General features: G+C 69.3%; 11 protein-coding genes. 9 read left to right on the top strand and 2 right to left on the bottom strand.

Annotated features, from left to right (window positions below):
• Positions 1-26: 26 nt before the first annotated feature.
• From C1A38_RS12550 to C1A38_RS12525, 6 genes are all read left to right on the top strand, one after another.
• The gene (locus tag C1A38_RS12550) at positions 27-1319 is read left to right on the top strand and encodes an ABC transporter substrate-binding protein (RefSeq protein WP_102658001.1); all 1293 of its coding nucleotides are present in this window, start codon (positions 27-29) and stop codon (positions 1317-1319) included.
• A gap of 118 nt (positions 1320-1437) precedes the next feature.
• Complete coding sequence (locus tag C1A38_RS12545) at positions 1438-2403, top strand: carbohydrate ABC transporter permease (RefSeq protein WP_102658000.1); 966 nt, start codon at positions 1438-1440, stop codon at positions 2401-2403.
• A gap of 14 nt (positions 2404-2417) precedes the next feature.
• On the top strand, positions 2418-3260 hold the full coding sequence (locus tag C1A38_RS12540) for a carbohydrate ABC transporter permease (protein WP_102657999.1): 843 nt from the start codon (positions 2418-2420) through the stop codon (positions 3258-3260).
• Positions 3257-4690 (top strand): GH1 family beta-glucosidase, encoded by a 1434-nt coding sequence (locus tag C1A38_RS12535; RefSeq protein WP_102657998.1) that lies wholly within the window; start codon positions 3257-3259, stop codon positions 4688-4690. Before C1A38_RS12540 ends, C1A38_RS12535 begins: the two co-directional genes overlap by 4 nt.
• An 82-nt stretch (positions 4691-4772) precedes the next feature.
• The gene (locus tag C1A38_RS12530) at positions 4773-5819 is read left to right on the top strand and encodes a LacI family DNA-binding transcriptional regulator (protein WP_043720107.1); all 1047 of its coding nucleotides are present in this window, start codon (positions 4773-4775) and stop codon (positions 5817-5819) included.
• A gap of 181 nt (positions 5820-6000) precedes the next feature.
• Positions 6001-8373 carry a hypothetical protein gene (locus tag C1A38_RS12525; RefSeq protein ID WP_102657997.1) on the top strand — a complete coding sequence of 791 codons (2373 nt, stop codon included), beginning with the start codon at positions 6001-6003 and terminating at the stop codon, positions 8371-8373.
• Here the strand turns inward: C1A38_RS12525 and C1A38_RS12520 are convergent.
• Complete coding sequence (locus C1A38_RS12520) at positions 8338-9567, bottom strand: acyl-CoA dehydrogenase family protein (protein WP_102657996.1); 1230 nt, start codon at positions 9565-9567, stop codon at positions 8338-8340. The two genes, C1A38_RS12525 and C1A38_RS12520, sit on opposite strands and share 36 nt — an antisense overlap.
• The gene (locus C1A38_RS12515; protein WP_102657995.1) at positions 9567-10658 is read right to left on the bottom strand and encodes a phosphotransferase family protein; all 1092 of its coding nucleotides are present in this window, start codon (positions 10656-10658) and stop codon (positions 9567-9569) included. The genes C1A38_RS12520 and C1A38_RS12515 overlap by 1 nt, the downstream gene beginning before the upstream one ends.
• A gap of 149 nt (positions 10659-10807) precedes the next feature.
• Here C1A38_RS12515 and C1A38_RS12510 point away from each other — a divergent pair, with 149 nt between their 5' ends.
• The 3 genes from C1A38_RS12510 to C1A38_RS12500 all read left to right on the top strand — a co-directional run bounded on the left by C1A38_RS12510 (position 10808) and on the right by C1A38_RS12500 (position 16100).
• The gene (locus C1A38_RS12510; RefSeq protein ID WP_102658048.1) at positions 10808-11509 is read left to right on the top strand and encodes an ACT domain-containing protein; all 702 of its coding nucleotides are present in this window, start codon (positions 10808-10810) and stop codon (positions 11507-11509) included.
• Between the two features lie 111 nt (positions 11510-11620).
• Complete coding sequence (locus C1A38_RS12505) at positions 11621-12676, top strand: GNAT family N-acetyltransferase (RefSeq protein ID WP_102657994.1); 1056 nt, start codon at positions 11621-11623, stop codon at positions 12674-12676.
• 499 nt (positions 12677-13175) lie between these two features.
• On the top strand, positions 13176-16100 hold the full coding sequence (locus C1A38_RS12500; RefSeq protein WP_102657993.1) for a glycoside hydrolase family 9 protein: 2925 nt from the start codon (positions 13176-13178) through the stop codon (positions 16098-16100).
• Positions 16101-16175 lie beyond the last annotated feature (75 nt).

Raw genomic sequence — 16175 nt, 5'->3', positions numbered from 1 at the left:
GCCTCACCACTGAAAGAGGGGTCAGGATGAACCTCACCAAGCGGCGTGCCCGCCTGGCGGCAGCCACCGTGGCGGCGATCACCGCCGTCGGTGGCCTCGCGGCCTGCGGTAACGACGACGACAACACCTCGACTGACGGCGGCAAGCCCGCCAAGCTGGTCGTCGACACCTTCGGCGAGATGGGCTACGACGAGCTCGTCAAGCAGTACGAGCAGCAGACCGGCATCAAGGTCGAGCTGCGCAAGACCGCCCAGCTCGGTGAGTACCGGCCCAAGCTGGTCCGCTACCTGGCCACCGGCAAGGGCGCGGCGGACGTGACCGCCCTGGAGGAGGGCATCCTCAACGAGTTCAAGGCCAACCCGCGTAACTGGGTCGACCTGAACCCGCTGATCGACTCCGGCATCACCGACGACTACCTGCCCTGGAAGTGGGAGCTGGGCAAGGCGCCGGACGGGCGACTCATCGGTCTGCCCACCGACGTCGGCAGCCTCGCCGTCTGCTACCGCAAGGACCTCTTCGAGCAGGCCGGCCTGCCCACCGAGCGGGACCAGGTCGCGGCCCTCTGGCCGGACTGGAACGGCTACCACGAGGCCGGCAAGAAGTACAAGCAGGCCACCGGCAAGGCCTTCGTCGACTCGATCACCGCAGTCTCGAACGGCGTGCTGTTCCAGCAGGGCAGCGACCTGTTCTACGACAAGGAGAACAACATCATCGCGGACAGCAGCCCCGCGGTGAAGAACGCCTGGGAGACCGCCACCTCGATGGTGGACATCTCCGCCAAGGCGTCCACCTGGTCGGCGGAGTGGAACGGCGGCTTCAAGCAGGGCACCTTCGCGACCACCTTCTGCCCGTCCTGGATGCTCGGCATCGTGCAGGACAACTCCGGCGCCGAGAACAAGGGCAAGTGGGACGTGGCGGCCGTGCCGGGCGGCGGCGGCAACTGGGGCGGCTCCTGGCTGGCCGTGCCGGAACAGAGCAAGCACCAGAAGGAGGCGGCGAAGCTCGCCGAGTTCCTGACCAACGCCACCAGCCAGGTGGAGGCCTTCAAGGCCAAGGGTCCGCTGCCGACCAACCTGGAGGCGCTGAAGAACGAGGAGTTCCTCAGCTACACCAACGAGTACTTCAGCAACGCCCCGACCGGCAAGATCTTCGGGGAGAGCGTCGCCAAGATCGAGCCCGTGCACCTCGGCCCGAAGCACCAGGCCGTCAAGGAGAACGCGTACGAGCCGGCACTGCGAGCGTTCGAGAACGGTCAGGCCGACAAGAACAAGGCCTGGGAGCAGTTCACGAAGGACGCAGCGACTCAGGGTGCCTTCTGAGTGAATCCTGACACCGGTGGCGTTCGGGGACGGGGCCCGAACGCCACCGGTCGGTCCCCATCCGGGTAGCCCCCTGCGTGTGGGCTACCCGGGCCTTGCCGGCAAAGGAAACCAAGCCATGAGCCTCTCGGCCACGACGGCGCCGCCGTCGCCCGCACCACCGCCTTCGGAGACACCACCTCGGCGGCGGGGGAGTCTGCTCAACCGCCTCGACATGAAGTACTCGCCGTACCTCTACATCGCGCCGTTCTTCGTGATCTTCGGCGTTTTCTCGCTGTACCCGATGGTCCGTACCGCCTGGATGTCCCTGCACGACTGGGACATGATCGGCGAGAAGGAGTTCATCGGGCTCGACAACTACACCGCGCTGCTGTCCGACGACTACTTCTGGAACGCGCTGGGCAACACCTTCGGCATCTTCGCGCTGTCGACCATCCCGCAGTTGCTGCTGGCGCTCTTCCTGGCGAACCTGCTCAACCGCTCCATGCTGCGGGCCAAGACCTTCTTCCGGATGGCGATCTTCGTCCCGAACGTGGTCTCGGTGGCCGCGGTCGCGATCGTCTTCGGCATGCTGTTCCAGCGCGACTTCGGTCTGTTCAACTGGCTGCTCAGCACCGTCGGGGTGGACGCGATCGACTGGCGCAACCAGACGTGGAGCTCCTGGACCGCGATCGCCACCATGGTCAACTGGCGGTGGACCGGTTACAACACGCTGATCCTGCTCGCCGGCATGCAGGCCATTCCGAAGGACCTGTACGAGGCCGCCGCGATCGACGGGGCCAGCCAGTGGCGGCAGTTCTGGCAGATCACCCTGCCGATGCTCCGGCCCACCTTCCTCTTCGTGGTCATCCTCTCCACGATCGGCGGCATGCAGCTCTTCACCGAGCCGCTGCTCTTCGCCAACGGCAGCGTCATCGGCGGTAACCAGCGGGAGTACCAGACGCTGGCGATGTACATGTTCGAAAAGGGCATCTACAACCTGAGCACCGCTGGCTACGGCGCCGCGGTGGCCTGGGCGATCTTCATGATCATCGTGTTGGTGTCGCTGGTCAACTTCCTACTCGTGCGCCGCTCGGCCAAGTGAGGAGAGATCGGAAAATGATCTCGGCTTCCCAGCGCCTGTGGCGCACCAGTCCGCTGACCTACGTCGCGCTCGTGATGGCGGCGCTGTTCTCCATCTACCCCTTGTACTACATGGTGGTGGTCAGCACCCGCACGTTGGACTCGATCAACGACGTGCCGCCGCCGATGACCCCGGGCGGAGCCTTCGGAGACAACTTCGGCCGAGTGCTCGACAACGAGGCGGCCAACTTCCTCACCGGTCTGATGAACTCGATCATCGTGTCCTCGGTGGTCACCCTCGCGGTGGTGCTCACCGGCTCGCTGGCCGGCTTCGCCTTCGCCAAGCTGCGTTTCCGGGGCCGCAACATCCTGCTGCTGTCGATCATCGTCACCATGATGATCCCGACCCAGATGGGCCTCATCCCGCTCTGGGGCATGATGCAGACCCTGGGGTGGTACGACAGCCTGCTCGCGGTCACCGTGCCGTTCCTGGTCACCGCCTTCGGTGTGTTCATGATGCGGCAATACGCCACTCAGGCGATCTCCGACGAGCTGATCGAGGCCGGTCGGGTCGACGGCGCCAGCACCTTCCGGATCTACTGGAACATCGTGCTGCCCGCGCTGCGTCCCGCCGCCGCCGTGCTCGGTCTGCTGACCTTCATGGAGCAGTGGAACTCCTTCCTCTGGCCGTACGCGATCCTCACCCCGGAGAACCCGACCCTCCAGGTCTCGCTCTCCTTCCTCTCGTACGCCTACTACACCGACTACTCCCAGGTCTTCGCCGCCACCGCGGTCGGCACCCTGCCGTTGGTGATCGTATTCATCGTGTTCGGCCGTCAGATCATCGGCGGCATCATGGAAGGTGCAGTCAAGTCGTGAGCAACCCTGCCACCCCGCCCGCAGTCGGCGTCCTCGACGAGCGTGCGCCGCTGACCTTCCCGCCGGGCTTCCTCTGGGGAGCGGCCACCGCCGCCTACCAGATCGAGGGGGCCGCGGCCGAAGGTGGGCGTACCCCGTCGATCTGGGACACCTTCAGCCACACCGAGGGACGCACGGTCGCCGGGCACACCGGCGACGTCGCCTGCGACCACTACCACCGGGTCGGCGACGACGTACGGCTGATGGCCGAGCTGGGGCTCAAGTCGTACCGGTTCTCGGTCTCCTGGCCCCGGGTGCAGCCCGGCGGGTCCGGTCCCGTCAACCCCGAGGGGCTCGACTTCTACAAGCGGCTGGTCGACGACCTGCTGGCCAACGGGATCGAGCCCTGGCTCACCCTCTACCACTGGGACCTACCCCAGGAGTTGGAGGACGCCGGGGGCTGGCCCGCCCGCGACACCGCCGCCCGCTTCGCCGAGTACGCGCAGTTGATGGCGAACGCCCTCGGCGACCGGGTGAAGTACTGGACCACGCTCAACGAGCCCTGGTGCTCGGCCTTCCTCGGCTACGGCTCCGGGGTGCACGCCCCGGGCCGTACCGACGGGGCGGCTTCGGTCCAGGCCGGGCATCACCTGATGCTCGGGCACGGGCTCGCCGTGCAGGCGCTGCGTGCCACGCTGCCCCAGGCGCAACTCGGTGTCACCGTGAACCTCTACCCGGTCACCCCGGCCAGCGACGCGCCCGGCGACGTCGACGCCGCGCGACGCATCGACGGGTTGGCCAACCGGTTCTTCCTCGACCCGATGCTGCGGGGCCAGTACCCCGACGACCTGGTCGCCGACCTGGCGAAGGTGACCGACTTCGGGCACGTCCGCGACGGGGACCTGGCCGTCATCTCCACGCCGATGGACCTGGTCGGGGTGAACTACTACAGCCGGCACGTGGTCGCCGCGCCGGTCCCCGGTGAGCAGCCCGAGCGGTACTGGCGGGCACCGACCAACTGGCCGGGCAGCGAGGACGTGCGGTTCGTCACCCGGGGCGTGCCGGTCACCGACATGGACTGGGAGATCGATGCTCCCGGGCTGGTGGAGACGCTGCGTCGGGTGCACGAGGAGTACACGGATCTCCCGCTCTACGTGACGGAGAACGGTTCCGCGTTCGTCGACGCGGTGATCGACGGCCAGGTCGACGATGTCGATCGACTGGCGTACTTCGACGCGCACCTGCGTGCCGCGCACGAGGCGATCAGCGCCGGTGTCCCCCTGCAGGGATACTTCGCATGGTCACTGTTGGATAATTTTGAGTGGGCCTGGGGCTACACCAAGCGGTTCGGCATGATCTACGTCGACTACGACAGCCAGACTCGCATCCCCAAGTCCAGCGCCAGGTGGTACGCAGAGGTGATCCGACGCAACGGTCTGGCCGCACAATAAGGCGACGGCCAGTCAGTAACGGGCGGCCCGGCACCGACGCTCGACCAGGTGCCGGTGCCGCCTGACGTCGGAGGAGCAGACGATGACAACGCAGCGCACCCGGTCACTCGGGCGCCCGACCCTGGACGCGGTCGCGGCGCGTGCGGGTGTTGGCCGTGGGACTGTCTCCCGCGTGGTCAACGGCTCTCCCCAGGTGAGCCCGGAGGCCCGTGCCGCCGTGCAACAGGCCATCGCCGAACTGGGGTACGTGCCGAACCGGGCCGCCCGCGCGCTGGTCACCCAGCGGACCGACTCGGTGGCGCTGGTGGTCAGCGAGTCCGGTGAGCGGATCTTCGCCGAGCCGTTCTTCGCCGGCATCGTGCGGGGGATCAGCTCGACCCTGCTGGAGACCCCGCTTCAGCTCTGGCTGGCCATGGCGCAGTCCCCGCTGGAGCGGGAGCGGGTCGAGCACCACCTGACCAACCAGCACGTCGACGGCGTACTGCTGCTGTCGCTGCACGACGACGACCCGTTGCCCACGCTGCTGGAGGAGCGCGGCCTGCCGACGGTGCTCGGTGGTCGGCCCGCGCGGATGCTGCACCCGGAGGCCCAACCCGCCTCCTTCGTCGACGTGGACAACGTCGGCGGGGCCCGCCAGGCCGTGGAATACCTGGCCGGTCGCGGCCGGCGACGCATCGCCACCATCGCCGGCCCGCAGGACATGGGCGCCGGTCTGGCCCGCCTCTCCGGCTACCGGGACGCGGTCCGCAGCGCCGGGTTCGGCATCAACCCCGACCTGATCGGGTACGGCGACTTCAGCGAGGAGAGCGGCGCGACCGCCATGCGGCACCTGTTGGAGCGCTGCCCCGACCTGGACGCGGTCTTCGTCGCGGCCGACCTGATGGCGTTCGGCGCGATGCGTACGTTGCGGGAGTCCGGCCGCCGGATACCCGAGGACGTGGCGGTGATCGGCTTCGACGACGCGCCCATCGCCCGGCAGGCGGTCCCTCCGTTGACCTCGGTCTTCCAGCCGGTGGAGGAGATGGGACGGCAGATGGCCCGGCTGCTGGTCGCCCGGATCCGCGGTGACGAGATCCCCGCCCCGCACATCGTGCTCCAGACGCAGCTGGTGGAACGCGCCTCCACCTGAACAGCGGACGGACCCACAGGACAACGTCAACTACTGTGAGGTCCCCCGGTGGCAGTAGTGCTGGAGGCTCAGCGTGGAGACACTTCATCCGACGCAGCCCGACATCTTCACCTCCGCGGCGATCGTTGCGGCTCTTGATGAGGCCTCTGACGAGCGCAGTCCACGACCATTCCATGACCTTTTGGCGCGAGCGGGGCAGGCGGACGCCTTCGCCGACCTCGACGACCTGTTCACGAATCTGATCTCTGATCAGCAGGTCGTCCGGGCTGTTCTTTGCGCACAGTTGCGAGACGCCGCCCGCCGGACCGACCTCCTTGTCGTCCTTGTCGCCTATCTCCACTCCCGAATCAACGGGATCTGGGACCTGTACGCCGATCAGCGAGGGCTGCCTCACGCGGTCATCGAGGTCCTCGACGCGGAGCTGCCCGAGCACCTGGCAGCCCTGCGTAGCGCGGACTCCGACGCTCACACCCAGGCCCTCGCCGAACAGATCACCATCCTGGCGGAGCAGATCAGGTTGGTGCCGGTGGGTATGTCGGTCAGCAGCGCCATCAACTGTTCCTGCCCGGACGCGGCAGCGGACCTTGCCAACCACGTGGTGACAGCCTCCGAGGACCAGATCGGTCGGATGCAGGCGATCCGTGACGGCGACAAGTTGACCGAATGGCTGGTCGGCTACGCGCACGAGATTCGGGACTACTACGAGGCCCTCAGTCGGTGCGCGAAAGCGACACACCGGTTTCTCGCCGCCGGGCGGAAACCGGAGAATCGGCAGCCGGCCAACGGCGGGGTAGGCCGCGAGTTCCTGGCCGGCGAAATTGCCGAGCAGATCGAGCACCTCACACAGATCCAGCGTCGGCACCCACCGACAGCCTGGCTGTCCTCCGACCTCGCGGCCGGTACGGCGACGCTGCGGGTGATGCACGACTGGGTGAAGCGGGACTTCCTCCACGTGGCGGATGCGACGGTCGTCTACATCTATCCGTTCACGATTGCGCATTCCGCGCTGGGCGGCTTGTCGGGACGACACGGCGGCGTGCCCGCCCCGGGTCGCCAGTCCGTCGACGGACCGGAGGGCGACGCTGGCGACGCCGATCCGATCAGCGTGATCAGAAGGTTGTACGACGAGCAACGTCTGCGGGTGCACGGGCGACCTGTGAGTGCGATCGTCGATGACGCCGTCGGCGATGACTGGGGCCCAGAGTCCGACTACCGGGTCTTGACCGTGTCGCTGCCCCCGGTGCAGATCACGATGACCAATGCCCTGCGAACGCAGGAGACCTTCGCCGCGTCGCTCAGAATCAGCAGTGTCGGCAATCACAGCCTCCGCCTCGAAGGCAGCTTGGTCGACGCGGACGTGCACGCCGTCAACCAGGCACTCCGCCGTCCCACGGTGGTGATGGGGGCCGGTGAGCAGGTCCGACTGGCAGACCCCGACCGGACGGAGTCATGGACCCGATTGTCCGACTATGCCCGGGACGTCATCGCCGAGTTCCTCGACGGATTGATGGTCAAGACAGCCGAGCAGGTCGTGCCGAGCAGGACCATCTGGCAGACCGCTGCTTCGGCGACAGCCTTGAGTCACTCCTTGCTGCGAATCCGGTCCCTTCAGATCGTCGCCGCGGACGGTACGGTCCGCCCGGCACGAGGCTCGGAGATAAGTGATCCGTCGCTGGTCGGCAGCAGTCTGCTCATCTGCCCGGTCGGCCGCGACGCGGTGGCGCTTGAGGAGTGGGTGCGCTACCGGCGCTCACCCGATGTCACCGACCTGCTCGACGAGTACGGATACTCCGGCGACATCGTGCTGCGTACGGCCAACACGACAGTGGTGTCGGCGCCGGAGACCCCGGACTGGATGGCCGTTTCCTACAGCAATCTGGCCGAGTTCATCGCCGCTCTGCCCGGCGCCCTGCTCGGCTGGGCGGCCGACATGGCTGAGCACATCCGTCGCGCCCGCAGGCAGCTCGACGCAGCGCGACAGTTGTTGGAGACCACCTCGGTGCCGACGGTGCAGGAGAAGGCTGCGCTACGGGCCGCCATCAGTTCCCTCGAGCAGCATTACATCGAGCTCAGGCTGGTGACCAGCGACGTTCGCGCCAAGATCAACCGGCTGGGCTCGCCCACCCTGCTGCGTGACCTGATCAGGCGTGCGTACTTCGACCGGCTGTATGACGCGGCTGGCCTGGCCGTGTACGAGCGCTCCCTGATGGACCAGATTCAGCAGGCCGAGGAGATGTACCAGACCGCCTCCGGGGTGTTCCGGGCCTTCGACGACCGGATGGCGGCTCTCGACTCCCAGCGGGGTCGACGCTTGAACACCATCCTCACCACCGCCGCGACGATTCTCGCCATCGGTTCGGTGGCGGAAATGTACGGCCTGCTCAACGATCTTCTGGCACCACAACCGTGGGTACTCGCGCTCGAGGTCACCTCGATAGGCGCGCTAGCCCTGGTCATGGCAGGAGTCGTGCTGCGCTTCGGGCGTTCACGGGCCGGGCGGACAACGAGGCAACGCGGGTCACGCCGGAGGTTGCTCCGCAGCCCAGCGGCGTAGTTCGCGTCTGGCGAGGCTGGCGCGGTGCACCTCGTCGGGGCCGTCGGCGAGCCGCAGCGTGCGGGCCTGGGCCCAGAGCGCGGCCAGCGGGGTGTCCTGACTGACCCCGGCGGCACCGTGTGCCTGAACGGCCTTGTCGATCACCCACTCGGCCATCGCCGGGGTGGCGATCTTGATTGCCTGGATCTCGGTGTGCGCGCCCTTGTTGCCGACCGTGTCCATCAGCCAGGCGGTCTTGAGCACCAGCAGCCGGGCCTGCTCGATGCGGACCCGGGACTCGGCGATCCACTCGCGTACCACGCCCTGCTCGGCAAGCGGGCGGCCGAAAGCGACCCGCTCGGTGACCCGCCGGCAGAGCAGTTCCAGTGCCCGTTCGGCCATCCCGACCAGCCGCATGCAGTGGTGGATCCGGCCGGGGCCGAGGCGGGCCTGGGCGATGGCGAAACCGGTGCCCTCGGTGCCGATCAGGTTTTCCACCGGCACCCGTACGCCTGTGAAGTCGATCTCGGCGTGCCCGCCGTGCGGACCGTCGCTGTAGCCGTACACCGTCATGCCTCGGCGGACCGTGACGCCCGGGGTGTCCCGGGGGACCAGGACCATGCTCTGCTGCCGGTGCCGCTCGGCGCCCGGATCGGTCCTGCCCATCACGATGAACAGCTCGCAGGCCGGATCCATCGCCCCGGACGACCACCACTTACGTCCGTCGATCACGTAGTGGTCGCCGTCGCGACGGATCGAGGTGGCGATGTTCGTGGCATCGGAGGAGGCCACCTCCGGCTCGGTCATGCAGAACGCGGACCGGATCTCACCGGCCAACAGCGGGGCCAGCCAGCGTTCCCGTTGGGCGGGGGAGCCGAACTCGGCGAGCAGTTCCATGTTGCCGGTGTCCGGTGCCGCGCAGTTGAGCGCCTCCGGGGCGAGATGCGGGCTGCGGCCGGTCAGCTCGGCCAGCGGGGCGTACTGGAGGTTGGTCAGCCCGGCACCGTAGCGCGGGTCGGGCAGGAAGAGGTTCCACAGGCCGCGCCGGCGGGCCTCGGCCTTCAACTCGGCAAGCACCGGCGGACGGGCCCACGGGTCACCGGCGGCGGCCACCTGCGCCGCGTGCACCGCCTCGGCCGGGTGGACGTGCTGGTCGAGGAAGTCCGTCAGCTCCGCGCGCAACTGCTCGGTGCGGGCGTCGTACCCGAAGTCCATCAGCTCTCCCTTACCGCGTTCAGTCCGTGCGTGACCAGCGGCGCCACCATGTCCCCGATGGTGTCGAAGCCCTCGCCGAGGGTCTGCCCGAGGGTGTACCGGTAGTGGATGCCCTCGCAGATCACCGCGAGCTTGAAGCAACCGAGGGCGATGTGCCAGTGCAGCGGGCCGACGTCGACGGCGCTGCGGTCGACGTACCGGTCGATCAGTTCGGTGCCGGTGGGGAAGCCGGCCCGTGGGCCCAGGCCATCGGCGACCGGGTTGCCGTCGGCGATGTCGCTGCCGCCGAGCACCTCCCAGTACGTCAGCAGCAGACCGAGGTCGGCCAGCGGGTCGCCGAGGGTGGCCATCTCCCAGTCCAGTACGCCCGCCACGGTCACCGGATCGACAGTCGCGAGCAGGTTGTCCAGGCGGTAGTCGCCGTGCACGATGCGGCCGGCGTTGCGGCCCTCGGGTGCGGTGGCGGCGAGCAGGTCGCGCAGGTCGTCGATGCCGGGCAGCGGCCGGCTGCGGGAGCGGTCCAACTGCCCGGCCCAGCGGCGTACCTGCCGGGCGAGGTAACCCTCGGGGCGGCCGAAGTCGGCCAGGCCGACCGCCTCCGGTTCGACCGTGTGCAGGGCCGCGAGGGTGTCCATCATCGCCATGGCCAGCCCGTGTCGCTGCGCGGCGGTGAGCCGGTCGGTCTGCCGCCGGCTGCGGAACACCTCGCCGGGCACCCGTCGCATCAGGTAGAAGGGCGCGCCGAGCACGTCCGGGTCCGAGCACAGCAACACCGCGTCCGGCACCGGTACGTCGGTCGGGGCGAGCGCCGAGATCACCCGGAACTCCCGGGCCATGTCGTGCGCGGTGGCCAGCACGTGCCCGAGCGGCGGACGGCGCAGCACCAACTCCTGTCCGCCGGCCCACAGCAGGTAGGTCAGGTTGGACCGGCCGCCGGTGATCAGCTCGGCCCGCAGCGGGGCGGTGGCCAGTTCGGGTCGGTGTTCGGCCAGGTAGCGGCCGAGTCGACCCAGGTCCAGACCGGCGGGGGAGTCGCCGTCGGTGTCCCGGTGCTGCTCCGGCGTCGGGTGGCGGGTGGCCGGATCGGTCATCCGGACAGTTCAGGGCAGCTCGGACCGCTTGTCAAGGTCAGGTTTGACCCTCGGGTCATGCCGCCGCAACAGGGACGAAATGGTCACCTGGCAGCCTGGTGATCAGCCTGCCGGCCCTGGTGCTGGCCCGCCGAGCGGAGGGGTTCGAGATGTTGTTGCGCGTACGGGTCACCCTGCCGGACCGCCCGGGCACACTCGGCCAGGTGGCCCGCACCCTCGGGGTGTCGGGCGCGGACATCGTCCAGGTGGTCGTGCTGGAACGGCTCGGCGGGCGCGCGGTCGACGACTTCACCGTGGTGTGGCCCGGCGCCGCTCGGGTCGAACGGCTGCTCGCGGGCCTGGCGGCGATCCCCGGCGTTCGGGTGGACGGGGTGTGGCGGGCGATCGGCGCGCCCACCACCACCGGTCAGGACGCCGAACTGTTGGCACAGGTAGCCGCCAACCCGACCGACGGGCTGGCCACCCTTGTCGACGCGGTGCCCGGACTGCTCGCCGCCGACTGGGCGGTCGCCGCGGTGGTGCCCGTCGACTGGGCCAGCCGGACCGGCGGCGGTGGGGCCGCGGTCGTGCACGCCAGTTGGCGTACTCCGGTGCCGCCGCGCCTGCCGGAGGTGACCCCGCTGCGGGCCAGGTCGATGACCATGCGCGACGGCGGGCACTGCGCGGTCGCGCCGTTCGGTCGGGCCGGGCTGGTCATGGTCGTGTGCCGCGAGCACAGCGAGTCGTTGACCCCGGCCACGTTCCACTCCACCGAGGTGGACCGGCTGGCGCAGCTGGTCCGGGCCAGCGCGGTGATCCTCGGCGATCGGCTGGACCTGGTCGACGTTCCGCCGATCACCGCCACGCCGTGACCGCCCCTGGCCAGCTGTGACGTACGCCGCAGGGCCGGACGCGGCTCGACACGGCGGGGCAATCGGCCGGCAACAGGCGGGCGCGAGGGTGGTACGCGAAGGGAGGCACCAATGACCCTCTGGCGAATTCGGGCCACCGTCGACGACCGACCGGGCTACCTGTCGGTGCTCACGGCGAGCCTCGCGTTGCGCGGTGTCAACATCCTCACCGTGCAGGTGCACACCACCGAGCACGGTGCCGTCGACGACTTCCTGGTCGACGCGCCGGACACCCTCGACGAGGCGGACCTCGTCGCCGCTGTCGAGCGGGGTCGGGGGCGGGACTGCTGGGTGGCGCGCAGCGAGGCGCGTGGCCTGGTCGACCAGCCGACCCGGGTGCTCGCTCTGGCGACCCGGTTGGTGCGTGACCCGGACGCGACCGGGGAGGTGTTGCGGGCCCTGCTCGGTGCCGACGAGGTGACCTGGCGCCCGGCGTCCGAGGCGGCCCGGTGTGGGATCGACGGCCTGACGATGCTGCTGGCCGACCCGAACGGGGGCGCGTACCACCTGCGTCGGGCCGCGCCGAGCTTCACCCCGGCGGAGTACGCGCGAGCCCAGGCGTTGCTGGAGTTGGGCGCCACCGCGGCGGGCCGGGGCGCTGACCAGATCACCGTGGTCCTGCCCGACGGGGCCGAGTTGACAGTCCGTCCGGCGGTCGCCGAGGACATGACCGCGGTGGCCGAGTTGCACGAGGCCTGCTCGGCACGCACCCGCCAACGGCGCTACCTGGGTGGGGCGGCGTTGCCGACACCGGCGCGGCTGCGGCGGCTGCTGGAGCCGACCCGTGGGCTGACCCTCGTCGCGGTCACCAACGACGCCGATCCGTCGACGGAGACGGTGGTGGCGATGGCGAACCTGCTCGCCGAGGGCGACGAGGCCGAGTTGGCGCTGCTGGTGCGCGACGACTGGCAGCGGCGCGGGCTGGGTTCGATGCTGTTGCGGCGGCTGGTCCGGCAGGCCGAGTCGAGTGGGTACGCGGCCACGGTGCTGCACACCCAGGCCGACAACACGCCGATGCTGCGTACGCTGCGCCGGCTGCACCGGCCGACCACGATCGAGCAGGACGGTGGCCTGCTGACCGTGACGGTGCCCCTGGTCGCCGAGGTGCCGGCGGAGAGCGCGGGCTGACCGGGGGAATCAGACGACCGACCTCCGATGCGGAGGACGGTGAGAAGGGCAGGACTTCCGGTGCGGAGGCCCTGCCCTTCGCCTGTGGCACGACAAAAACGGCCGCCGGAGGGACACCGGCGGCCGTTTTCTGGTGGTTGGTATGCAGCGAGCTTTCCCGACCTGGTCGGGGGATGACACAAGTTTGCCTGCCGACCGCCCGTGTTGATCTCAGGTGAACGGTCTGACCTGGGCGGACGGGAGGATCTCCTGTCGCGACGACGGAGACGATTCGAGGGCTCAAGACGGCGTGTCGGCGTAACACGCCGGGCCTGCTCGGCGCTGCTCGCGGCTCCGCGTCGGCCTTCCCAAAGTGGTCGGTGCCAGATTACATTGCTACCTATCCATGGGAGCGCTCCCGGTCCTGCTGGATCCCATCCTCCGCCACCTTGCCGGCAGCCGTCCATCCCGACGCGGCACGCGTCGGCGCTGCCTGCCCCGCACCGACAGGAGCAGCCGCATGCACCACACCAGAGGGCCGCGTCGCGCCCGCGGCGACGAGCCCGGCCACCACCAGCCCTGGTCCCGCCGGCTCCGAACCGCCGGCACCGCCCTCGCCACCGGGCTCGCGCTGGTGCTCGGCGTACCGGCGGCCGGTGTCGCCGCGCCGACCACCGGCGACGCCTCGACCAGCGCCGCCGCGCCCGCCTTCAACTACGCCGAGGCGCTGCAGAAGTCCCTGCTGTTCTACGAGGCGCAGCAGTCCGGGAAGCTGCCGGACTGGAACCGGGTCTCCTGGCGCGGCGACTCCGGCCTGCGCGACGGCTCCGACGTCGGGCTCGACCTGACCGGCGGCTGGTACGACGCCGGTGACCACGTCAAGTTCGGCTTCCCGATGGCGTTCACCACCACCATGCTCGCCTGGGGTGCGGTGGAGTACCGGTCCGGCTACGCCGCCTCCGGTCAGCTCACCCACCTGCTGAACAACCTGCGGTTCGTCAACGACTACTTCGTCAAGGCGCACCCGGCCCCGAACGTGCTCTACGGGCAGGTGGGCAAGGGCGACGACGACCACAAGTGGTGGGGCCCGGCCGAGGTGATGCCGATGGCGCGGCCCGCGTACAAGATCGATGCCAGCTGTGGCGGCGCGGACCTGGCCGGGGAGACGGCGGCGGCGATGGCCGCCTCCTCGATGGTGTTCCGACCCACCGACGCCGCGTACGCCGACAAGCTGCTCACCCACGCGCGGCAGCTCTACACCTTCGCCGACACGGTGCGCAAGAACTACCACGAGTGCATCACCGACGCGACAAGCTTCTACCGCTCCTGGAGCGGCTACCAGGACGAGTTGGTCTGGGGTGCGATCTGGCTGTACCGGGCCACCGGCGACGCCACCTACCTGGCCAAGGCCGAGAGCGAGTACGACAAGCTCGGCACCGAGCCGCAGACCACCACCCGCTCCTACAAGTGGACGGTGGCCTGGGACAACAAGCAGTTCGGGGCGTACGTGCTGCTGGCCAACCTGACCGGCAAGCAGAAGTACATCGACGACGCCAACCGCTGGCTGGACTTCTGGACCGTCGGCGTCAACGGCGAGCGGGTGCGCTACTCGCCCGGCGGGATGGCCGTGCTCGACTCCTGGGGCGCGCTGCGCTACGCGGCCAACACCGCGTTCGCCGCCCTGGTCTACAGCGACAAGACCACCGACGCGACCCGCAAGGCCCGCTACAAGGACTTCGCCGTCCGGCAGATCAACTACGCGCTCGGCGACAACCCGCGCAACTCCAGCTACGTGATCGGCTTCGGCGCCAACTCCCCGCGCAACCCGCACCACCGCACCGCGCACGGCTCCTGGTGGGACAGCATGACCGTACCCACCGAGACCCGGCACACCCTCTACGGCGCCCTGGTCGGCGGGCCGTCCTCGCCGAACGACGCGTACACCGACAACCGGTCGGACTACGTGATGAACGAGGTCGCCACCGACTACAACGCCGGCTTCACCTCCGCGCTGGCCCGACTGACCCAGGAGTACGGCGGCACCCCGTTGGCCAACTTCCCGGTCGCCGAGCAGCCCGACATCGACGAGCTGACCGTGGAGACCACGGTCATGCAGAACGAGACCCGGGCCACCGGGATCAAGGCCATCGTCTACAACAAGTCGGCCTTCCCGGCGCGGGCGCTGACCGACGCCAAGTTCCGCTACTACTTCCGGGTCAGCGGCCTCGGCCTGTCGCCGGTGGTGGTCACCCCCGGCTACACCCAGGGCTGCCCGGCGCCCACCTCCGCCCGCAACGTAAGCGGCGATCTCTATTACGTCGAGGTCGACTGCACCGGGCACACCATCGCGCCGGCCGGTCAGTCGCAGCACCGGATGGAGGTGCAGTTCAAGATCGGCGTCCCCGAGGGTGTCGCGTGGGACCCGAGTGACGACCCGTCGTACCAGGCCACCGCCGGGCCCAACCGCAAGGTACCGCTGTACGTCGGCGGCCAGCGGGTGTGGGGCGAGGAGCCCGCCACCAGTACGGACACCACACCGCCGACCGTTCCCGGCACGCCCGTGGCGACCTCGGTCGCCTCCCGTTCGGTGAGCCTGACCTGGGCGCCGTCGACCGACAGCGGCAGCGGTGTCGACGGCTACATCGTCAACACCCACGTGGTCGGCAGCGACACCTACAGCTGGTACCCCTCCAGCACGAACTCGCTGGTGCTCAGCGTGTCGCCGGGACGCACCTACGAGATCAACGTGCAGGCTCGGGACAAGGCCGGCAACACCTCGTCCCACTCGCCGACGCTGACCGTGACCGTGCCGGCCGTCGACGACGGGGACAACCAGCCACCCACCGCGCCCGGCTCGTTGACCGCTTCGCAGATCACCACGACCGGGGTGACCCTGAACTGGACGCCGTCGACCGACAACGTGGGCGTGACCGGTTACCGGATCTACCGGGGACCGGCGCTCGGTGACGTCCTGGTCGCCACGGTCACCGGCACCACGTACCAGGTGACCGGCCTGGAGCCGGACATCACGTACTACTTCTACGTGGTGGCGATCGACGCGGCCGGCAACGCCTCGTCGCCCTCGGACCGGGTGACCGTGACGACGTCGGCACCGCTGCCGACCTCGCCCTGCCGGATCACCTACGGCACCAACGACTGGGGCACCGGCTTCACCGCCAACATCACCATCGCCAACACCAGCACCACGGCGATCAACGGCTGGACCCTGGCGTTCACCTTCCCGCACAGCGGCCAACGGGTCGGCCAGAGCTGGTCGGCGACCTTCCAGCAGACCGGCACCTCGGTGACCGCCACCAACATGTCCTACAACGGCACCATCGCGCCCGGTGCCTCGACAAGCATCGGCTTCAACGGCACCCACACCGGCAGCAACCCGAGGCCGACCAGCTTCACCCTCAACGGCAACACCTGCACCATCGGCTGACGGACGCATCGTGGGGCGGGGCGGCTCACCGACCGGTGAGCCGCCCCGACCTCGTCCACATCCGCCGGCGGGATC

Source organism: Verrucosispora sp. ts21, assembly GCF_002879555.1.
GTDB lineage: Bacteria > Actinomycetota > Actinomycetes > Mycobacteriales > Micromonosporaceae > Micromonospora > Micromonospora gifhornensis.
The sequence above is the reverse complement of the archived record's forward strand: the minus strand, read 5'-3'. Positions and strand labels throughout refer to the sequence as shown.